Below are 20,414 nucleotides of genomic sequence, written 5' to 3'. Positions count from 1 at the left end.
AACCCGCGTTAACCTTACACCGGTCTGTGGAACCGGCGAAAGGGGCGGGCGTCAGCCCGCGCTGGGCAGGGTGATGGAGACTTCAGCACCTTCGCCCGGAGCGCTGTCGATCGACAGGACGCCGCCTGACTGACGCGAGAAGGCGTAGGCCTGCGACAGGCCCAGGCCGGCTGCACCCTCGCGGGTGGTGAAGAAGGGTTCGACCGCGCGGGCGGCAAGGTCGCGATCCATGCCCGGACCGCTGTCGCGGACGCTCAGACGGACACCGCCCTCCAGCAGCGCTTCCAGCCGCACGGCGACCGAGCCCTGGCCGGCGACGGCGTCGACGGCGTTGCGCGTCAGGCCGGTGACGGCGCCCTCGAAGGCGACGGGATCGAGGCGCACGGGGGCCTCGACGGACGGCCCCTCGATCATCAGGTCGACGCCCGGTCCGGCCATGGCCCGCAGCCGGGTCTCCATGCCGCGCAACAGCACGCCGGCGTCGAGAACCCGCAGCACGGGCTCGTCGTCGCCCTGCGAGAAGGCGGTCAACCGGCGCGTCAGAAGTTCGCCCTTCTGGCCGGCCGCCAACGCCGCCTGGCCGATGCGGCGCACACGGTCGGGGTCGTCGGCCTGGCGCAGCATCATGTCCAGGGCCCCGGTCATGACGCCGAGCAGGGCGTTGAAATCATGCGCCAGTCCGCCTGTCAGACGGCCGACGTTCTCCATCCGGCGACCGCCCTGAAGCTGGGCCTCGGCGTCCTGCTGGGCTTTCAGCGCCGCGGCGCGGGCGGCCTGGGCCTCCTCGCGGGCGGCGGCGGCGGCGGCCTGCGCCTCGTCGGCCTGCAGCCGCGCCGCGTTCGCCGCCTCGCGCAGCGCGTCGACCTCGGGCGAGGGATCGGCCGCGACGATCTCGACGACCGGGGTGTCGTCCTTGTCCTCGGCCGGCGCCGCGCCGGCGCGCTCTCCGGCCAGCAGCAGGGCGTCGACGACGCCATCCGCATTGGTCAGGGGCAGGATGGACCAGCGCACGCCCTCGCCATCACCCATCCGGGAAACGATCGGCTCGGCCTCCCCGGCGGGGACGGACAGGGCGGCCCGCAGGGTCTGTCGGCCTTCGACCCGTTCGTTCTCGGCCAGGAACAGGTCGGCGAAATCGCCGGCGGCCTCATCGCGGCCCAGCAGCAGCAGGGCGGTGTGATTGGCCTCGCGCATCTGTCCGTCGGTTCCGACGACGACGAGGGCGCTGGAAGCGGCGTCGAACACCCGGCGGGTCAGGCCCTCATACGAGGCGGCCGCTCCGGAGGCCGTCCCGGGCAGGATGACTTCAGGCGTCTGCAGGCTCTCGCTCTCGACGATGGCGGCCGTCGAGCCGGTGATCTGGCCCAGTTCGTTCTCGATCGGCATGGCCGTCACCGAGACCAGCATCTTGCGGCGCGAGGCGGGATTGGCCAGCAGGTGCTGGAATCCCCGGACCGTCTGGCCCCGCAGCGCGCGAGCGCTCGGCAACAGGTCCGGCGGCACCGGGCGGCCGTCCGGGAAGGTGATGCCCCAGGTCGCCGAATGGAACCGCAGGCCGATCAGTTCGGCGTCCTTTCGCCCCAGCAGCTGATGCGCGGCGCGGTTGGCGAAAACGAATTTTCCCTGTTTGTCGGTCTCGACCAGGGCCACGGGAATGGCGTTCAGGGTTTCGAACAGCCGCTTTTGGGAATCCTCGGCGACGCGCTGTATCAGATCGAGCTGATCCGAGGCGCTGCCGTGCTGGGTGCTCTTGCGCAGGGCGAAGAAGATCGCGATCAGGGCCGCGAGCCAGCCAAGGCCGGCGAGAGCGGCCCACACCCACATCCAGTTGACCTGGCCTTCGAGAAACATGCGACCCGACTGTCCCGTTCTGGCGCCCCGCGCGCCCGTTCGGGAGATACCCTGCAAACGGCGAACCGGACCGGCCCGCTTTCGCCCTCAAGGCGACTAGCCGGGCTGGACCGCGCGGTCCAGTCCTGTCGTCAACAGGGAGCCGGATGGCGCGAAAAAGGGGCCGGGCGTCGCCGCCGGCCCCCGTTCCTCTGCGGCGCTCGTCTCAGAAGGCGACGCGCATGACCATCTGGTAGACCGGTCCGGCGCTTTCAGACTCCAGCTCGTACTCGTCGTAGTCGCGGGCGATCTGATCGGCCTGATCGCCGAACTTGTCGAACACCTCGTCCTTGGAGCTGTCCAGCAGGTTGGAGCCGGTCAGGCGGATGACGGTGTTCGAGAACAGACGCTTCTCGAGGAAGACCTCCAGATCGGCGCCGTAGGAGGTCGTGACCTCCTCCGCATAGACCCGCCCGAAGGCGTCGCCCTGTTTCCGGTAAGTCGCGCCGAAGGCCGCGCCCCAGGCCGGGATGTCATGGGTGAAGCCGAAGTTGACGACATAGTCCGACTGATCGTTGAAGCGGCGCTCGCCCAAGGCGTCCTCGACCTGGCTGTCCAGCCAGGATGCGTTCAGGAACACGCCCGTGTTGTCCATGCCGATGAAGTCCAGCGGCGTGGAGAGGTCGAACTCGACGCCATAGACCTGACCGTCGCCGACATTGTCGATCGATTCGATGAAGGCCTCGATGACGTCGGGGGTGGTGTCGTCATCGCCGCTGCCCGGCTCACCGGTGTTCACGTCCTCGATCAGGTCGGTGACGTCGCGATAGAAGGCGTTGATGCCGACCACGCCGCGGCGGCCCAGACGGCGTTCGAAGCCCACGTCCACGCCCCAGGCCAGTTCGGGCTCCAGGTTCGGGTTGCCGCGGAAATCGTTGTCGCCGTGCTCTTCTTCCAGCGTCACCGGGGCCAGGTCGTCGAAGTCCGGCCGGCGGACCGTGCGCGCCACCGACAGGGTCAGGCGATCCGTATCCGACAGGCGGTAGCGCAGGCTGGCCGAGGGCAGCAGGGCGGCATAGTCATTGTCGATGCCGGCGATGGTGGTGTCGGTCGTCTCATAACGCAGGCCGGCCTCCCACTTCAGCGCACCGCTCTCGCCCGAGACCATGACGTAGGGATCGATCCGGGTTTCCTCGATGACATAGTCGCTGGTGGTGAGGACGAACGGCGGCTGGGCCGGGCGGGGGGTCGGAGCATTGGGAATGGTGAAGCGGACGCGGTCGGCGACCCGGGTCGTCGAATCGCGGTCCTTCTGGATCGCCTGGACGCCGAACTCGAGCTCGACATCCCCGCCCAGGGGACGCGTGTGCTCAAGCGCGGCGGACACTTCCTCGTCCTGCAGGTCGCGATACTCAAGGTCGGCGGTGAAACGGTCCTCTTCCGGGAAGGGCAGGCCGTCGCGCAGATATTCCGCCTCGTTTTCGAACTCGGACTGCTGATCGTCGAAGCTGGCGAAGCCCAGCTTGAAGCGGGTCTCGCCGCCGAACATCTCGCGCTCGTAGCGGGCGCGCAGATTCAAGTTGTCGGTTTCGATGTCGACGTTGTTGTCATTGATCGTCAGCAGGTTGGCGGTGTTTTCGATCCCGTCGCGATACTCGATCGAGTCCTCGTCCTGCAGGCGTTCGGTGCGCACGAAGACGCCCGACAGGTCCAGCGTGCCGCCGCCGACCTCGACCTCATAGGCCGCATTGAACGAATAGTCCGTGCCGCTGCGCACGTCGGTCTGGACCTCGGTGTTGTCCAGCGTGCCGCCCGGCTCGTCGAAGCGCTGGCTGTATTTGTTCTTGGGATTACGGCGGTCCTGGACGCTGCTGCCGACCAGCAACCGGCCCGGTCCGACCTGACCGCCATAGACGGCGCCGAAGGTTCCGCCGAACTCGTCGTCCGGGAACAGGATGGCGCCGGCCCGGATATAGCCGCCATCCAGGGCGAGGGCGTCGCGCAGCACGATGTTGATGGCGCCCGCGACCGCGTCGCCCGAGCGGTTGGCCGAGGACGAGCGGACCACCTCGACCCGCTCGATCAGCTCGGCGGGGATACGGTCGACGAAGAAGGAGCGGTCGACGCCGGCGCCGGGCACGCGTTCGCCATTGATCAGGATCTGGGTGTAGCCGGGATCGAGGCCGCGCAGACGCACGCCGTCGGACTCGAGAATGTCGGACAGGAAGGTCACGCTCGGCACGCGCTTGAGGGCGTCGCCGACAGTCAGCGGTTCGAAGCGCTGGAAATATTCCAGGTCGTAGGACAGGGTCGGGACGACGTCGTCGGTGCGGTTGCGCATGACCGGCTCGCCGGTGACGATCACCTCGTCGAGGGCGGTGGTCGGCCCGACGGGATCGCCGGCCGACTGGGCGAGCGCCGGAGCGGCGAAGGCGAGCGGCGCCAGGGCGGCCCCGAGCAGAAGTCCGAGTTTCATGAAAGGCATCCCCGATGGTCCGCTCGACCCCCCGGCCGCCGGCTCTGAACAGCGCAGCTAGGCCGTGGCGGCGACGCCCTCGCGACGGTTCGACGAAGACAAATCGTCGGTCCGCGCACATCGGGATGACATATTCTCCGCCCCTGGAGCAGTTGTCGTCCCGTCGACACGGAACCGTCACCGTGGGCGCATTGACCGGCCGGCCCGTGCGTGATCAGGCCCGGAAAACTTCACTCGCGGGGCTTCATGTTGATCCGGAACCTGATGATCGCGACGGCCGCTGTGGCGCTTCTGTCCGCCTGCGCCGTCGCCGAGGTGGACTTCCAGGGCGAGGGCGAGGGCTTCGTCGGTCCCGGCGTCCCGGTGCGCGCGGCGCTGGAGACCCCCTCGGTGGGGACCGCGGGCGAGGACGCCGCCGACGACCCCGCGATCTGGACCTCGGCCAGCCCCGTCACGGTCAATGGCGTGACGACCTCGGGCTTCGTCGCGGGCACGGACAAGAAGTCGGGCCTGTACGTCTACGGCCTGGACGGGGCGATCCTGCAATTCCTGCCCGAGGGCCTGCTGAACAATGTCGATGCGCTCGAGGGGCTGAGCGTCGGCGGACGGCCCCAGGTAGTGCTCGGCGCCAGCGACCGGACGCCGGGCAAGAGCGGCGTGGCCCTGTATCTGTTCGATCCGGCCGGAACCGGCGACAACGCCGTGCGGCCCTGGGGCGACATCGCCACCGACGTGGTCGAGCCCTACGGCTTCTGCCTCGCCCGCCGCGGCGGCGAGATCCACGCCGTTCTGGTGGGTCACGAAGGCGAGGTGCGGCAGTTCGTGCTGACCGCCGACGCCGCCGGACGGCCCGCGGCCCGCGAGGTCCGCCGGTTCGACATCGGCACGATCTCGGAAGGCTGCGCCACAGACGAGGCGACAGACGCCCTGTATCTGGCCGAGGAGAATGTCGGCCTGTGGCGCTATCGCCTCGACCCGGCGGCGGGGCCGGAGCGCACCCTGGTGCAGGGGATCGCCCGGGACATTCTGATCGCCGACGCGGAAGGCCTGACCGTCATCGCCGACGGCGCCGCCCGCTATCTGATCGGCTCCAGCCAGGGGGACTCCGCCTTCCCCGTCTGGCGCATCGACGGCGCCGCGCCGGTCTACAAGGGCCGTTTCGTGGTCGCGGAGGGGACCGTGGACAAGGTCACCGGCACCGATGGGGTGGCGGCGTTCGGCGGCCCGGTCGGGGCCTTCCCGGAAGGGCTGGTCGTGGTCCAGGACGACGTCAATGACGTCGGCACCCAGAATTTCAAATATATCGACTGGCGCGACATCCGCACGGCGCTGGGGCTCCAGGCGGATCGATAACAATCGGGCCGCCGGGGGGGGGCCGTAAACAGGCTGGGCGTCCAGACGCCTGTGGTCTGACGGAAGGGCGCCGACATCCGGACCGCGCGCTCCGAATCGGCGGTAGGGTAAGCCGTACGGGCCACCTGCCGGCCCGATTTTGAAAGCCTCCCCATGACGAACCCTGCCCCTGCATCCGCCGCTCCCGGGTCAGGTCCTGCGCCTGTCTACTATCTTTTCATCCTGGTCGCTTCGGCTGGAGGTCTGGTCATGAACCACCTCTACCTTGCGCGGGCGTCTACGCTGGCGCTTCTCGACGCTGAAGCCAGGCGGCGAATCTCCGACGTCCCGGGCGCCGGCGATTATCTGAAGAAGGCCGGACCAGCGCCGGCTACCGTGCCCGCCAGGATCAGGCTGAAGGACGGCCAGAGCATTCGCCTGGGGGCTGCGATCAACTGGACCGAGGACATGGACAAGATCGATTGGAGTACGGTTGCGGCCGGGACGGGCGACAACGATCCAGCCTGACGAACGCCCGAAGACCGGGCGGAAATTGAAAAAGGCCCGGTCTGGCGACCGGGCCTCTTCAAATCGACTGGAGCGGGCGAAGAGATTCGAACTCTCGACCCCAACCTTGGCAAACTCACGCCGCCCGGGCGGAATTGAAAAAGGCCCGATCAGGGACCGGGCCTCTTCAATCGACTGGAGCGGGCGAAGAGATTCGAACTCTCGACCCCAACCTTGGCAAGGTTGTGCTCTACCACTGAGCTACGCCCGCACTTCAGTCGGAGGCGGGCGTATAGCGGAGCGGCGGCGAACCCTGCAAGTCCCTTACGCAGAAATTGCGCAAGATCGCGCTCAAGCAGCGAGCGACCGCGTCGCGAGCGGTAGCGCGCCCGCTCCGCGCGTCAGCGGGGAGCGAGACGAATTGCGCCGTCCAGGCGGATGCATTCGCCATTGATGTAGACGTTGCGGGCCAGCTCCAGCACCAGCGACGCATAGTCCGCGGGCGTGCCCAGGCGGCTGGGGAAGGGGATGGCGGCGGCCAGGGCGTCCTGGATCTTCTGGTCCATGCCGGCCATCATCGGTGTCCACATGATGCCCGGCAGGATGGTGTTGCAGCGGATTCCCTCCTGGGCCAGGTCGCGGGCCACCGGCAGGGTCATGGCGTAGACGCCGCCCTTGGAGGCCGAATAGGCGGCCTGGCCGATCTGGCCGTCCTGGGCCGCCACCGAGGCGGTGTTGACGATCAGGCCCCGCTCGCCGTCGGCCATGGGCTCCAGCGTGACCATGCCGGCGGCCGACTGCGACAGGACGCGGAAGGTGCCGAACAGATTGACCCGCACGGTGCGCTCGAACTGGGCCATGTCATGGGCGCGGATCTCTCCCGTGTCCCTCTTGCGGCTGACGGTCTTCTGGCCCGTGGCGATGCCGGCGCAGTTGACGGTCAGCCGCTCCTGGCCGTGGGCGGCGCGGGCCTTTTCGAAGCCGGCGGCGACGGAGGCGTCGTCGGTGACGTCGACTTTGCAGAAGACGCCGCCGATCTGTTCGGCGATGATCTCGCCGCGCTCCTCGTTCATGTCGAAGATGGCGACCTTCGCCCCCGTGGCCGCGATGGCCCGCGCGGTCCCCTCGCCCAGGCCCGAGGCTCCGCCTGTCACCACCGCCGCGATCGAACCGTCGAGTTTCATGGCCACAGCCCCTATATTGTATGAACCTTGAGATTGCCGCGGGGTTTAGCCGCCATGACCGCCAAAGCCAAACCGATCACGCCCGAAGAGGCGCTGGACCCGTCGCGCGCCCTCGTGCCGTCGATCCAGCGGGTCAACGAGGTGCAGGTGCAGAAGGGATTCTGGCCCAAGATCCGGCGCACGGCCTCGCGCATTCCTTTCGCCGGACAGGCCCTGTCGGTCTGGTTCGCCGCCCGCGATCCCGAGACGCCGACCGCGGCCAAGGGGATCATGGTCGGGGCGCTGGCCTATTTCGTCCTGCCCTTCGACGCCATTCCCGACATCTTCGCCGGCATAGGCTTCACCGACGACGCGGCCGTCATCGCCGCCCTGATCGCCACCCTGGGCGCCAACATCAAGCGCCGGCACAAGGATCAGGCCCAGGCCGCGCTGGAGCGTCTGCGCGAGGACTAGGCCTCGATCGTCACCACGACCTTGCCCATCACGGAGCGATCGCCCAGCGCCTTGATGGCCTCGTGAGCGCGTTCCAGCGGGAAGGTCTGGCTGACGCGGGGGCGAATCTTGCCGTCCTCCCACAGGCGCAGCAGGTCGGCCATGTTGGCGGCGTGGGCGGCCGGGTCGCGCATCACCGCCGCGCCCCAGAACACCCCGATCACCGACACCGACTTCAACAGGGTCAGGTTCAGCGGCAGGGAGGGAATCCCCGCCGGGAAGCCGACCACCAGATAGCGGCCGTTCCAGTCCATCGACCGGATCGCCGGCTCGCAATAGTCGCCGCCGACGGCGTCGTAGACCACGTCCGGCCCGTCGCGGCCCGAGGCCAGTTTCAGCTCGCCCGACAGCTCCTTCCGGGCCGCCTTGTCCATCTTGCCCGAGGGATAGATCAGGCCGTTGTCGGCCCCGGCCTCCAGGGCGAACTGGACCTTGTCGTTGGTCGAGGCGGCGGCGATCACATGCGCCCCCATGGCCTTGCCCAGCTCGACCGCCGCGACGCCCACCCCGCCCGCCGCGCCCAGCACCAGCAGGCTCTCGCCCGCCTTCAGCTGCGCCCGGTCCTTCAGGGCGTAGTATGATGTGCCGTAGGTCATCACGAGCGCCGCGGCCGTGTTGAAATCCATAACGTCGGGGATCTTCATCACCGAGGCGGCCGGGACCGCCAGCCGCTCGACCATGCCGCCCCAGCCTGGCACGGCGATGACGCGGTCGCCCTTGCGGACGTTGGTGACGCCCTCGCCGATCGCCTCGACCACGCCAGCCACCTCGCCACCGGGCGAGAAGGGGCGGGTCGGCTTGAACTGGTACTTGTCCTCGATGATCAGGGTGTCGGGAAAGTTGACCCCGATGGCCCGCACGTCGATCACCACCTCGCCCTTCATCGGCCGGGGGTCCATGACCTCCTCGACGACCAAGGTTTCAGGACCGCCGGGAGCCTTGGACAGGACAGCGCGCATGGCATTCCTTTTTGGCCTATCGCGCTTCGCGCTACTTGAGGCCGGTTGGATGGTGGATGCGATCACCCCGGTGGCGCGCGCGTCGGCTTGAGGCTAATCAGCGCCACGCCCGTTTGAAAGAGGCGATCCGGAGAACGACCCTTCATGACGGCCCTCATCCTTCACGGCGGCGCGGGCGCCCGGCGCGAGCGAAACTATGATCGCGAGATCGCCCATATGCGCGAGGTGGTGGTGGCCATGAAGGCGCGGCTGGACGCGGGCGCAGCGGCGCTGGACGTGGTCGTCGAGGCGGTGGTCATGCTGGAGGACTCCGGCCTCTATGTCGCCGGGCGGGGCGCCTCGCCCAATCTCGCCGGCGGCTATGAGCTGGACGCCAGCCTGATGGACGGAGACGGCCGCCGCCCCGGCGCCGTAGCGGCCCTGCAGGGCTTCAGGAACCCGATCCGCGCCGCCCGGGCCGTCCTGGACCACACCCCGCACGTCATGCTGGTCGGCGAGGGCGCTGCAGCCTTCTGCGCCGGCCAGGGCCTGGACCGTATCGAAGACCCGGAGGCCTGGTTCACCCGGGCCGGACAGGGCGAGGACAATCATCCGCCGGGCACGCTCAGCCACGGCACGGTCGGCTGCTGCGCCCTGGACGATCAGGGACGGCTGGCGGCGGCCACCTCCACCGCCGGCGTGTTCGGCAAGATGCCGGGCCGGGTGGGCGACACCCCCATCCCCGCCGCCGGCACCTGGGCCGACGACCGGATCGCCGCCTCGGGCACGGGACAGGGCGAATATTTCCTGCGCGTCGCCGCGACGGCGCAGGTCAGCTGGCGCGTGGCCGCCGGCCAGTCTCTGTCCGAGGCGACCCAGGGCGTCATCGACGAGATCGGCGGCCTGGGCGGCGACGGCGGCCTGATCGCCCTGGACCGCGCCGGAAACATCGCCGACCCCTTCAACAGCCAGGGCATGAAGCGCGCCTGGCTGACCACAGACGGCGAGATCGGCGTCGAGGTGTTCGGCCGCTAGTGCGGCTTACGGCGATTTAATCTCCCGGCGAACGTGGTTCATCCGGCGTTCACCGCCCGCCACGCTAAAGCTTGGCGGCAAATCGGGAGCCTGAAATGAAGTCCGCCGCCGTCCTCGCCGCCGCCATCCTGCTGACCACCGCCGCCTGCGCGCCGGTCATCGAGGGCGGTCCGCCCATCGCCCTGCCGCCGGGTCTGCAGGAGACGGCGCAGGTCGGAAGCATCACCCTGTCCAGCGACTGGGTGAATTCGACGGACGACTTCTCCGAGACCTTCTCGGACGAGGTCCATGAGGAGCTGAAGCGCTGCATGTGGGGCACGGCGCCGATCGACGTTCGCATCCATATCGACGAACTGCATCGCGCGGACCGGCTGGGCGTCCTGCTGAACGGCGACGGCGTCCACACCCTGTCGGGCACGGTCGAATTCGTCGATCCGACCCACGGCAACCGCGTCGTCGGCCGCTTTCCCGTCGCCGTGGCGACCAGCGCCCAGGGCCGGCTCGGCGGCCTGCTGGGCGACCGCCAGATGATGGTGTCCGAAGAGTTCGGCCGCGCCATCTGCGACCAGGCCTTTGGCCGGAATCCGCGCGACCGGGGGCCGCACAACGCGACGGGCGGATAAGGCCGCCGCTCAGGCCGGGCGTTGCGCGGCCGGCGGGAAGACGAGGACCTCACCGTCCGCCGGAATCCGCAGCCGGCGACGCTCCGGCCCGTCAAGGTCCGCAGCCGCGCATTCAAGGTCGGCGCGCGAGACCGTCGCGTGATCAACCGCGTCCATATGCGTCGCCACGACGGTCGCGGGCGCGGACAGCCGCATGGTTTCCAGAACCATGGCCGCATCCATGACCAGCGGCGCCGAACCCTCCCAGTCCGCGCCGCATGCGTGCACGACGACGACATCCGGCCTTTCGGACCGGATCACCTGTCGCACCTCGTCGCACAGGATGCTGTCGCCGACCCAGTAGACGGAAGGTTCGCCCGGCGCGCGCAACAGGAAGCCCGCGACCTCGCCCATGGCTTCGAGGACCTCGTCCGGTCCGTGCCGCCCCGGCGTCAGGACGATCTCTACCGGACCGACCTTGGTCGGCCCGGTGATGGCGGAAACATGGGCCAGGCCGAACCCCTCCAGCCCCGCCACGTCATGTTCAGGCGCGAGCACCGGCGTGCCCGGGCGGATCGCGGCCGCCGCCGCCGTGTCGAAATGATCCGAGTGCAGATGCGAGATCAGTACGGCGTCTATCGCCTCGACGACGGCCTCCGCGGGCATCGGCAGGTCGACGAGGGGCGAGCGGACGTCGCCCGAATAGCTTCGTCCCTCGCCCTTCGCCGCGAGCCACGGATCGATCAGCAGGGTGACGCCCGCCATGGACACGCGAATCGTGGCGCTGCGGACGAGCTGTATCTGCAATCCGGGCTCCCTTGCGCGACCTTCTGACTACTCCGCCGTACCGCGCGCCAGATTGCGCAGCACATAGGGCATCACGCCCCCGGCCTTGAAGTAGTCCAGCTCGGTCTGGTTATCGATGCGGCAGCGGACCGGGAAGCGGGCCATCTTGCCGTCCGACGGGCGGAACAGCTCGACCCACAGGTCCTGACGCGGACGCAGCTTGCCGATGTTGACGTCCGACAGGCCGCGGATGGTGACGATCTCCTCGCCGGTCAGGCCCAGACGCAGCCAGCCCTCGGCCTTGAACTGCAACGGCACCACGCCCATCCCGACCAGGTTGGAGCGGTGGATGCGCTCATAGCTCTCGGCGATGACCGCGCGCACGCCGAGCAGGCGGGTGCCCTTGGCCGCCCAGTCGCGCGACGAGCCGGTGCCATATTCCTTGCCCGCGAACACGACCAGCGGCCGGCCCTCGGACTGGTAGCGCATGGCCGCGTCATAGATCGACATCGTGTCCTGCGACGGGAAATGCTTCGTCACCCCGCCCTCGATGTCGGGCGTGATCTTGTTGCGAATGCGGATGTTGGCGAAGGTGCCGCGCATCATGACTTCGTGGTGGCCGCGGCGCGCGCCGTAGCTGTTGAAGTCCAGGGCGTCGACGCCGCGGCCCGACAGATAGACGCCGGCGGGCGAGGTCTTCTTGATCGAACCGGCCGGGCTGATGTGGTCGGTGGTGATCGAGTCGCCGAAGATGGCCAGGACGCGCGCCTCGACGATGTCGGCGACCGGAGTCGGTTCCATCGACAGGCCCTCGAAATAGGGCGGGTTGGCGACATAGGTCGAAGCCTCGTCCCAGGCGTAGGTCTGGCCGCCCTCGACCTTGATGCCCTGCCAGTGCTGGTCGCCCTTGAACACGTCGCCATAGCGTTTGGCGAACATGGCCGGGGTGACCGACTTCTTCTGGATGGCGGCGATCTCGGCAGAGGTCGGCCAGATGTCCTTCAGGAAGACGTCCTTGCCCTTCTTGTCCTTGCCGATCGGATCCTTCGAGATGTCGATCCGCATCGAGCCGGCGAGCGCATAGGCCACGACCAGCGGCGGCGAGGCCAGATAGTTGGCCTGGACGTCCGGGTTCACCCGGCCTTCGAAATTGCGGTTGCCCGACAGCACGCTGGTGGCGACCAGGCCGTTGTCGTTGATCGTCTTCGAGATGGCGTCCGACAGCGGGCCCGAGTTGCCGATGCAGGTCGTGCAGCCGTAGCCGACCAGGTTGAAGCCCAGGGCGTCCAGATCGGCCTGCAGGCCGGCGGCGGTCAGATAGTCCGTGACCACCTGCGAGCCGGGGGCCAGCGAGGTCTTGACCCACGGCTTGACCTTCATCCCCAGCTTGTGGGCCTTGCGCGCCACCAGGCCGGCGGCGATCAGGACCGAAGGGTTGGAGGTGTTGGTGCAGCTGGTGATGGCGGCGATGACCACGTCGCCGTCGCCGAGATCGAACTTTTCACCCTCGACCTTGACGCGCGGGGCGTCGACGGGGCGGCTGAAGACCTCGCCCAGGGCAGTCTCGAACGACGGGGCGGCGACGGTCAGTTCGACCTTGTCCTGCGGGCGCTTGGGACCGGCCAGCGACGGCACGACCGTGCCCATGTCCAGTTCCAGCACGTCGGTGAAGATCGGGTCTTCCGAGGTCTCGTCGATCCACAGGCCCTGCGCCTTGGCGTAGGCTTCCACGAGGGCGACGCGCGCCTTGTCGCGGCCCGTGGCGGTCAGATAGTCGATGGTCGCGCGCGACACCGGGAAGAAGCCGCAGGTGGCGCCGTATTCCGGGGCCATGTTGGCGATGGTGGCCTGGTCCTCGATGGTCAGGCTGGTCACGCCGGGGCCGAAGAATTCGACGAACTTGCCGACCACGCCCTTCTTGCGCAGCATCTGGGTGACGGTCAGGACCAGATCGGTGGCGGTCGTGCCTTCCGACATGGCGCCGGTCAGGCGGAAGCCGATGACCTCGGGGATCAGCATCGGGATCGGCTGGCCCAGCATGGCCGCCTCGGCCTCGATGCCGCCCACGCCCCAGCCCAGCACGGCCAGGCCGTTGATCATGGTGGTGTGGCTGTCGGTGCCGACCACGGTGTCGGGATAGGCGACGGTCTTCTTGCCTTCCTCGGCGGTCCAGACGGTCTGGGCCAGGTTCTCGAGGTTGACCTGGTGGCAGATGCCGGTGCCGGGGGGCACGACGCGGAAATTATTGAAGGCCGACGAACCCCAGCGCAGGAACTTATATCGTTCTATGTTGCGCTCATATTCGCGCTCGACGTTCTGGTTGAAGGCGCCGGGCGTGCCGAAATGGTCGACCATGACCGAGTGGTCGATGACCAGGTCGACGGGGTTCAGCGGATTGATCCTGGTCGGGTCGGCGCCGAGGGCCGACATGGCGTCGCGCATGGCGGCCAGGTCGACCACGGCGGGCACGCCGGTGAAGTCCTGCATCAGCACCCGCGCCGGACGGAAGGCGATCTCGTGCTCGACCGCGCCCTTGTTCTCGGTCCAGGCGGCGACGGCGCGCAGGTCGGCCTCGGTGACGGAAACCCCGTCCTCGTTGCGCAGCAGGTTCTCCAGCAGCACCTTCATCGAGCGCGGCAGACGGGAAATCCCGGCCAGACCGGCTTCCTCGGCGGCCGGAAGGCTGTAATAGGCGTATTTCTTGCGCCCGACGGAAAGGTCCTGACGGGTCTTGAGGCTGTCGTTCGACGGCATGGAGAGGCTTCCTCTGATCAACGCCGCCCGACAATCCGGTTGCACGAACGCGCGGCTTGCGGCGGGGCGCACAGGTCCCCGACGCGCGCGACGAACGCCTGCTGCGGCGAGGCCGGATATAGCGAGGGTTCCCTCTCCCGTCCATGTACCCACGTCGCCCGCGCGGGTATTGAGAGAGATTCGCAACTGGAGGAGTCACGGATGATTTCCGTCTCCGCCCTGACGGTCTCACGCGGCGATCGCGTCCTGTTCAGCCAACTGTCGTTCACGCTCGCCTCGGGCGAGGCTCTGGCGCTGACCGGCGCCAATGGATCGGGCAAGACCAGCCTGCTTCGGGCCCTCGCCGGCTTCATCCGCCCTGACGCCGGGACCGTCGCCTTCGCCGACGTCGAGCCGGCCGGGGCCCGGGCCAACCACATCCACTGGCTGGGCCATCTGGACGGGCTGAAGACCGGGCGCCGCGCCCGCGAGGAATTGGCCTTTCAGGCGCAATGGTCGGGCGCGACCGTCGACGGGATCGCCGCCGCCGTCGACGTGCTGGCGCTCGAACCCCTGCTGGATCTCGAGGTGCGCAAGCTGTCGGCCGGACAGCGCCGCCGACTGGCCTTCGCCCGGCTGATCGCGGCCCCACGCCCGATCTGGCTTCTGGACGAGCCCTTCGCGCCGCTGGACGCCCGCTGGCGCGCCGCACTCGGTCTGCTGATGCAGGCTCACCTCGACAAGGGCGGCGGCCTCGTCGCCGCCGTGCACGACCCGTTGCCGCTCCCCGCGCGCACGCTCGATATCGGAACCGGGCGATGAGGGCCCTGCTCGTTCTCTGGCGGCGCGAGGTCGCCCTGGCCTGGGCCGGCGGCGGCGGCCCCCTGCTGGCCTGCGGCTTCTTCCTGTGCCTGACGGTGCTGGTCCCGCTCGCGGCCGGCGGTGATCCGGCGGGACTGAAGCCGGTCGCGGGCGGAATCGCCTGGCTGGCGCTGGCCCTGTCGTCGATCCTGTCGCTGGAACGGTTGTTCGAGCGCGACCACGAGGATGGCGCGCTGGATCTGATCACCCTGGGACCCGTCCCGCTGGAGCTGGTCGTGCTGGCCAAGGCCAAGGCCCAGTGGCTGGCGGTCGGCGCTCCGCTGGCGATCACCGCCCCGCTGGCCGCCGTCACCCTCGGCCTGCCGCCGACGCTGGCGCCGCTGGTCGGGCTGTCGGCCCTGATCGGCGCCCTCGGCTTCGCCCTGACCGGCGCACTGGGAGCCGCCCTTGCGCTGGGCGCCAAACGCGGCGGCCTTCTGATCGCCGTCGTCGTCCTGCCGTTGTTCATTCCGCCGGTGGTGTTCGGCGCGGGCGCGCTGGAGCGGGCGGCGAACGGACTTAGTCCGACGCCGGCCCTCGCCTTCCTGTTGGCCTATGTTCTGTTCGCCGCCGTGGTCACGCCCTTCGCAGCGGCCGCCGCGATCAGGAACGCCCAGGGATGACTTCCCCACTCCCTCCTCCCGCTTTTGCGGGATGACGGAGGAAAAACTCAGGCCTTCTTGACGAACTCGGTGCGGAGCACGAGGCCGCGCACCTTCTCGACATTGGCCTCGATCTCATCGGTGTCGCCGGTCAGCCGGATGTTCTTCACCAGCGTCCCGCGCTTCAGCGTCACCCCGCCCGAACCCTTGACCTTCAGGTCCTTGATCAGGGTGACGCTGTCGCCGTCGGCCAGGATGTTGCCGTTGCTGTCCTTGGTCACGTCGTCGGTCATGAGACCCTCCTTCTGAACGCGACGCTGTAGCACACGGCGGCGATCCGGCCTCAAGTAGCGCAACGCACAATTGGCCACTAAAGAACGCCCATGTTCCTCGCCAACCCTGACCGCTTCCTGCGCTTCACCCGCCCGTTGACGCCGGTGCTCTGGGGGCTGGCCGCGGTTCTGCTGGCGGTCGGGACCTGGCTGTCCTTCACTGCGCCCGAGGATTACCAGCAGGGCGACACGGCGCGGATCATGTTCGTCCACGTCCCCGCGGCCTCGGTCGGGCTCATGATCTATGCGGCGCTGGGCGTCTCCAGCTTCTTCGCCCTGGTGTTCCGTCATCCGCTCGCCGACGCCGCGGCGCGGGCCGCGGCCCTGCCCGGCGCGGCCTATACCCTGCTGGCGCTGGTCACCGGCAGCCTGTGGGGAAGGCCCATGTGGGGCGCCTGGTGGGCGTGGGGCGACGCGCGGCTGATGTCTGTGCTGATCCTGTTCCTGTTCTATCTCGGCTACATGGCCTTGCGCGCCTCGATCGACGACGAGGCCAGGGCCGCCCGCGCCGCCGCCGTGCTGGGGCTGGTCGGTCTGGTCAATCTGCCGATCGTGAAATTCTCGGTCGACTGGTGGAACACCCTGCACCAGCCCGCCTCCCTGCTGAGGGCCGACGGTCCGGCCATGCCGACCGTCTTCCTCGCCCCGCTGCTGACCATGATGGCCGCCTTCGGGATTTTCTTCCTCGCCGTCTGGATCACCTCGATCCGCACCGAGATCGTCCGCCGCAGGGTCATGACCCTGCGCGCCCGCCGCGCCCGGGAGGCCTGAAGAAGATGGTCGATCTCGACATGGGCGCCTACGCCGCCTTCGTCTGGCCCGCCTGGGGGATCAGCGCCGCCGTGCTCGCGGCTCTCGCGGTCCGGGCGGTCCTCGCGGCCCGGCGCTGGAATACCGAGCTGAAGCAGCTCGACAAGGACGGGCCGCAATCATGAGCCGCTGGCTTTCCGTCATCCCGCTGGTCGTGTTGGCGGCCCTGGCCGTCCTGTTCGTCGGCTGGTCGCTGAAGCGCGATCCGGCGATCAAACCCGACGCTCTCCTGGGTCGGCCGATCCCCGAGACGGTCCTGCCGATCCTGACCGGGGCCATGCCCGGCCCCGGCCACGTCGACCTGAAGACCGCCGGCGTCGGCAGGCCGATGCTGGTCAATGTCTTCGCCAGCTGGTGTCTGCCCTGCAAGGTCGAACATCCGAAGCTGATGGCGCTGAAGGCGCGCGGCGTCGCCGTCGTCGGCGTGGCCTGGAAGGATGATCCCGCCGACACCCGGCGGTTCCTCGACGAGCTCGGCGATCCCTATTCCATGGTTCTGGTCGACCGCGAGGGTCGCGCCGGGCTGGATCTGGGCATCACCGGCGCGCCCGAAACCTTCGCCGTCAACGCCATGGGGCAGGTCGTGGCCAAGTCATCCGGCCCTATGGTCGACGACGCAGAAATCGAACGGATGGTCGACGCCATCCAGGCTCCACCGCGCCCGCTGCCGGCCGCGACGTCCGGAAGCGGGGAACGTTAACCCATTTCCGACGGATTTGATTAACCCTGTCGGCATGAGCGCGATTCGACCCGACCTCCCTTCAACCCTGTTCCCCACGCACCCTGCCGGCCAGACGCCGGTTCGCGCCTCGCGCTCGGATTTCTTCAAGGCGGCGCTTGACGCGGTCCAGGGCCCGGCGGCCGCGCCGAGTCTGAAGTCGGCCGCGCCCCAGCCGGCCACAACCGCCTTCGAGGACCGTCCCGGCCGTCCGGGCGCGCTGCTGGACATCCGCGTCTAGCGTTCGGCCTTCACGCGAAAATGAGCGGCGTCCTTTCGCCTGTCGTGATTAACCTCGCCGCCATGCGCACGAGGGGCTGGATCATCCCTGCGGCGGCCCTCGCGGCCGCATTGCTGGCGGCCGGGGCGGGAGCCCAGCCGTCGCCGACGCGCGTCGTTCGTCGAGACGCGCCCCCGGCGGAACCTGTCGTCGTCGAGCTGTTCACCGCCCAGGGCTGCGCCGGCTGCCCTGAGGCCAACGCCCGGGTCGAGGCCGTGGCCGATGAACCGGGGGTGATCGCCCTGACCTACGCCGTCGACTACTGGGACTATCTGGGCTGGGAGGACACCTTCGCCAAGCCCGAGTTTTCCCAACGTCAGCGCGCCTATCGACGGCCTCTGCGCCTGCGCGACGTGTCGACGCCCCAGGTCGTGATTGACGGCCGGCGCCAGGTCGTCGGCGCCGGCGGCGCCGCCCTGCAGACCGCCATCGACGAGGAGGCCGCGCGCCGCATCTTCCCGCCCGAGATTGAGTTCCGCGAAAGCGGCGACCGGGTCGGCGTCGGCTCGGGGCACGCTCCGGCCGGCGGGGCGGAGGTGGTGGCCGTCCTCTATACGCCCGGCCCGCAGACGGTTGAGATCGCCCGCGGCGACAACCGCGGTCGCAGCGTGCGCCACACCAATGTCGTGCGGTCCGTCCGGACCTTGGGGGACTGGACCGGCCAGCCGCGTCTCTACGTCCTGCCCGCCACGCGCGAACCCGATCAGGCGGTCGCCATCCTGATCCAGGCCAGGGGCGACCGGCGCATCCTCAACGCCGCCGTCCTGCCGCCGGGCTGAGGCTTCAGGCCCCGGCCTTTTTCGCGAAGCTCAAGGCCCCGGCGGCCAGCATCGGGACCTGTGCGGCCATGGTCCGGGCATGGGCGCTGGCGGCGGTGCCGTCGCGCACCCGCCCGGCGATGCCCTGACAGATGGCCGCCAGCCGGAACAGATTGTAGGCGAACAGCCAGTCCAGATTTTCCGGCGCCGCCCCCGTCAGCCGCGCATAGCGCTCGACCGTCTCCTCGACGGAAGGAATGCCCAGCGCCTCGATGTCGGCCCCGGCCAGGCCGTTTCGCGCGCTCGCCGGGATCACCCAGGCGATCAGCAGATAGGAAAAGTCCGCCATCGGATCGCCCAGGGTCGACAGCTCCCAGTCCAGCACCGCCCGAACCTCGGCGGCGTCGGGGGCGAGGATCAGATTGTCGAGACGGAAATCGCCGTGGACGATCCGCGTCGGCCCTTCCGGGGGCAGGGTCGCGGGCAGGAATTCGATCAGCCGGTCCATGGCGGGGATCGGATCGATCTCCGACGCCCGATATTGCTTCGTCCAGCGCCCGACCTGCCGCTCGAAATAATTGCCCGGCCGGCCGTAGTCGCCGAGGCCGATGGCTGCCGGGTCGAACGCGTGCAGCGCGGCCAGCGTATCCACCTGGGCGTCATAGATGGCGCGCCGCTGGGCCGGCTCCATACCGGGCAATTTCAGGTCCCAGAGGATCCGGCCCTCGACCTTGTCCATGACGTAGAACATGGAGCCGATCACGGCATCATCCGTACACAGAGCATACGGCTTTGCGACAGGATAGCCCTGGGCGTGCAAGGCCGAGATGACCCTGAACTCCCGATCCACCGCATGGGCGCTGGCCAGCAGGGTCCCGGGCGGCTTGCGGCGCAGCACATAGGTCCCGCCGGGCGTCGACAGCTCATAGGTCGGGTTGGACTGGCCGCCCCTGAACTGCCGCACCGTCAGCGGCCCGGCGTAGCCCTCGACGTTGGCCGACAGCCAGAGCTCCAGCGCCGTCTCGTCCAGCGCATAGCGGGGATCGACCGTGCGCGTGCCCGAGAAAGCCGTCTGGGCGTCGGAGAGTGCGGGATCGGAAGGGTCTGGCGTGGTCATGCTTGGTCCGGGTTCGCGGCGATGATGGCCGCCCGCACCGCGCCGCGCCAGCCCTTCAGCAGCCGCTCGCGCTCGCCCGCCTCCATGTGCGGCGTCCAGCGCGCGGGCGCCTCGACCGGATGGTCCTCCAGATCGGCGATCAGACCGACGCCCAGCGCCGCCAGCTTGGCCGCCCCGAGCGCCGTCATCTCCTGAAACGCCGGCCGCTCGACCACGACGTCGCAGATGTCGGCCACGAACTGCATGGCGAAGGCGTTGGCGGTCACGCCGCCGTCGACCTTCAGCACCTTCAGCCGCGGCGCCCCGTCCTTCGCCAGGGCGTCCAGCAGGTCCCGCGTCTGATAGGCCAGGCTCTCCAGCGCCGCCCGCACCATGTGGGCCGGGCCGCTGTCGCGGGTCAGGCCGATGATCGTCCCCCGCGCCTCCGGCTCCCACCAGGGCGCGCCCAGACCGGTGAAGCCGGGCACCAGATAGACGCCGCCATTGTCCTTCAGGCCTTGCGCCATGGCCTCGGACTGGCGCGATTCCGTGATGACCTTGAGTCCGTCGCGCAGCCACTGGATCGCCGAGCCGGCCGAGAAGATCGATCCCTCCAGCGCATATGCGACCTGCCCGTCGGCGGCGTAGCCCAGCGTCCCCAGCAGTCGACTGGTCGAGGCCACGGGCGCCGCTCCGACATTGGCGACCAGGAACGCGCCGGTGCCGTAGGTGATCTTGGCGTCCCCGGCCTTGAGCGCGCCGTGGCCGACCAGCGCCGCCTGCTGGTCCCCCGCCGCGCCGTGGATCGGCAGGGCCGCGCCGAACAGAGACGGCTCGCAGTCGCCGAGGTGATCGGCGCAGCCCCGGATTTCCGGCAGCACCGCCATCGGCACCTGGAACAGCTCAGCCAGATCGGGTCGCCATTTCCGCGCCGCCAGATCCATCAGCGAGGTGCGGCTGGCGTTGGTGGCGTCGGTGACGTGGCTGGTCCCGCCCGTCAGTTTCCAGATCAGCCAGGTCTCGATGGTCCCGACCCTGAGCT

Annotated in this window: 21 protein-coding genes and 1 tRNA gene; 12 read left to right on the top strand and 10 right to left on the bottom strand. The window is 69.1% G+C overall.

The genetic code is table 11. The annotated features are described in order from the left end of the window. Positions 1–51: 51 nt before the first annotated feature. Together VN378_RS11025 and VN378_RS11020 are read right to left on the bottom strand one after the other, a co-directional pair. Positions 52–1,851, bottom strand: coding sequence for a PAS domain-containing sensor histidine kinase (locus tag VN378_RS11025; protein ID WP_325743624.1), 1,800 nt, complete (start codon positions 1,849–1,851; stop codon positions 52–54). 205 nt (positions 1,852–2,056) lie between these two features. Continuing rightward, entirely contained in the window at positions 2,057–4,306 is a 2,250-nt protein-coding gene (locus tag VN378_RS11020; RefSeq protein WP_325743623.1) for a TonB-dependent receptor plug domain-containing protein, read from the bottom strand. Between the two features lie 264 nt (positions 4,307–4,570). Here VN378_RS11020 and VN378_RS11015 point away from each other — a divergent pair, with 264 nt between their 5' ends. Both VN378_RS11015 and VN378_RS11010 read left to right on the top strand, forming a co-directional pair. Then, on the top strand, positions 4,571–5,659 hold the full coding sequence (locus VN378_RS11015; RefSeq protein ID WP_325743622.1) for a phytase: 1,089 nt from the start codon (positions 4,571–4,573) through the stop codon (positions 5,657–5,659). A gap of 249 nt (positions 5,660–5,908) precedes the next feature. Further along, positions 5,909–6,166: a hypothetical protein gene (locus VN378_RS11010; protein WP_325743621.1), complete on the top strand. Its 258-nt coding sequence runs from the start codon at positions 5,909–5,911 to the stop codon at positions 6,164–6,166. A gap of 175 nt (positions 6,167–6,341) precedes the next feature. Here VN378_RS11010 and VN378_RS11005 read toward each other — a convergent pair. Both VN378_RS11005 and VN378_RS11000 read right to left on the bottom strand, forming a co-directional pair. Beyond that, positions 6,342–6,416 (bottom strand) — tRNA-Gly (locus tag VN378_RS11005). Positions 6,417–6,546: 130 nt separating this feature from the next. Beyond that, positions 6,547–7,329, bottom strand: a complete 783-nt coding sequence (locus VN378_RS11000) for an SDR family oxidoreductase (RefSeq protein WP_325743620.1) — start codon at positions 7,327–7,329, stop codon at positions 6,547–6,549. A gap of 54 nt (positions 7,330–7,383) precedes the next feature. Here VN378_RS11000 and VN378_RS10995 point away from each other — a divergent pair, with 54 nt between their 5' ends. Continuing rightward, entirely contained in the window at positions 7,384–7,782 is a 399-nt protein-coding gene (locus VN378_RS10995; RefSeq protein WP_325743619.1) for a YkvA family protein, read from the top strand. Here the strand turns inward: VN378_RS10995 and VN378_RS10990 are convergent. Then, positions 7,779–8,780, bottom strand: a complete 1,002-nt coding sequence (locus VN378_RS10990) for an NADPH:quinone oxidoreductase family protein (protein ID WP_325743618.1) — start codon at positions 8,778–8,780, stop codon at positions 7,779–7,781. The two genes, VN378_RS10995 and VN378_RS10990, sit on opposite strands and share 4 nt — an antisense overlap. A gap of 144 nt (positions 8,781–8,924) precedes the next feature. Here VN378_RS10990 and VN378_RS10985 point away from each other — a divergent pair, with 144 nt between their 5' ends. Then, positions 8,925–9,794, top strand: a complete 870-nt coding sequence (locus tag VN378_RS10985) for an isoaspartyl peptidase/L-asparaginase family protein (protein ID WP_325743617.1) — start codon at positions 8,925–8,927, stop codon at positions 9,792–9,794. A 95-nt stretch (positions 9,795–9,889) separates the two neighbouring features. Beyond that, positions 9,890–10,417, top strand: a complete 528-nt coding sequence (locus tag VN378_RS10980) for a hypothetical protein (protein WP_325743616.1) — start codon at positions 9,890–9,892, stop codon at positions 10,415–10,417. 9 nt (positions 10,418–10,426) lie between these two features. Here VN378_RS10980 and VN378_RS10975 read toward each other — a convergent pair whose 3' ends face one another. Both VN378_RS10975 and acnA read right to left on the bottom strand, forming a co-directional pair. Next, the gene (locus VN378_RS10975; protein ID WP_325743615.1) at positions 10,427–11,203 is read right to left on the bottom strand and encodes an MBL fold metallo-hydrolase; all 777 of its coding nucleotides are present in this window, start codon (positions 11,201–11,203) and stop codon (positions 10,427–10,429) included. A 27-nt stretch (positions 11,204–11,230) separates the two neighbouring features. Then, positions 11,231–13,936: an aconitate hydratase AcnA gene (gene acnA, locus VN378_RS10970; RefSeq protein ID WP_325743614.1), complete on the bottom strand. Its 2,706-nt coding sequence runs from the start codon at positions 13,934–13,936 to the stop codon at positions 11,231–11,233. 201 nt (positions 13,937–14,137) lie between these two features. Here acnA and ccmA point away from each other — a divergent pair, with 201 nt between their 5' ends. Together ccmA and ccmB are read left to right on the top strand one after the other, a co-directional pair. Continuing rightward, complete coding sequence (gene ccmA / locus VN378_RS10965) at positions 14,138–14,737, top strand: heme ABC exporter ATP-binding protein CcmA (RefSeq protein ID WP_325743613.1); 600 nt, start codon at positions 14,138–14,140, stop codon at positions 14,735–14,737. Next, the gene (gene ccmB, locus VN378_RS10960; protein WP_325743612.1) at positions 14,734–15,399 is read left to right on the top strand and encodes a heme exporter protein CcmB; all 666 of its coding nucleotides are present in this window, start codon (positions 14,734–14,736) and stop codon (positions 15,397–15,399) included. Before ccmA ends, ccmB begins: the two co-directional genes overlap by 4 nt. Positions 15,400–15,446: 47 nt before the next feature. On the opposite strand, the gene VN378_RS10955 is transcribed toward ccmB, so the two are convergent. After that, positions 15,447–15,671 (bottom strand): alkylphosphonate utilization protein, encoded by a 225-nt coding sequence (locus VN378_RS10955; RefSeq protein ID WP_055754537.1) that lies wholly within the window; start codon positions 15,669–15,671, stop codon positions 15,447–15,449. A 90-nt stretch (positions 15,672–15,761) separates the two neighbouring features. On the opposite strand from VN378_RS10955, the gene ccmC reads away from it, so the two are divergent. From ccmC to VN378_RS10930, 5 genes are all read left to right on the top strand, one after another. Then, on the top strand, positions 15,762–16,481 hold the full coding sequence (gene ccmC, locus VN378_RS10950; RefSeq protein WP_325743611.1) for a heme ABC transporter permease CcmC: 720 nt from the start codon (positions 15,762–15,764) through the stop codon (positions 16,479–16,481). Positions 16,482–16,486: 5 nt separating this feature from the next. After that, positions 16,487–16,645 (top strand): heme exporter protein CcmD, encoded by a 159-nt coding sequence (ccmD, locus tag VN378_RS10945; RefSeq protein WP_325743610.1) that lies wholly within the window; start codon positions 16,487–16,489, stop codon positions 16,643–16,645. Next, positions 16,642–17,220, top strand: a complete 579-nt coding sequence (locus VN378_RS10940; protein WP_325743609.1) for a DsbE family thiol:disulfide interchange protein — start codon at positions 16,642–16,644, stop codon at positions 17,218–17,220. The genes ccmD and VN378_RS10940 overlap by 4 nt, the downstream gene beginning before the upstream one ends. 34 nt (positions 17,221–17,254) lie before the next feature. Beyond that, entirely contained in the window at positions 17,255–17,479 is a 225-nt protein-coding gene (locus tag VN378_RS10935; RefSeq protein ID WP_325743608.1) for a hypothetical protein, read from the top strand. 62 nt (positions 17,480–17,541) lie between these two features. Further along, on the top strand, positions 17,542–18,297 hold the full coding sequence (locus VN378_RS10930) for a DUF1223 domain-containing protein (RefSeq protein ID WP_325743607.1): 756 nt from the start codon (positions 17,542–17,544) through the stop codon (positions 18,295–18,297). Positions 18,298–18,301: 4 nt separating this feature from the next. Here VN378_RS10930 and VN378_RS10925 read toward each other — a convergent pair whose 3' ends face one another. Then, positions 18,302–19,393: a phosphotransferase family protein gene (locus VN378_RS10925; RefSeq protein ID WP_325743606.1), complete on the bottom strand. Its 1,092-nt coding sequence runs from the start codon at positions 19,391–19,393 to the stop codon at positions 18,302–18,304. Then, the coding region (locus VN378_RS10920) for an FGGY family carbohydrate kinase (RefSeq protein ID WP_325743605.1) at positions 19,390–20,414 on the bottom strand (1,025 nt) is incomplete at its 5' end. The genes VN378_RS10920 and VN378_RS10925, both read right to left, overlap by 4 nt.

It is taken from the genome of Brevundimonas sp. (assembly GCF_035561115.1).
GTDB lineage: Bacteria > Pseudomonadota > Alphaproteobacteria > Caulobacterales > Caulobacteraceae > Brevundimonas.
This window is presented reverse-complemented; position numbering and strand designations above follow the sequence as displayed.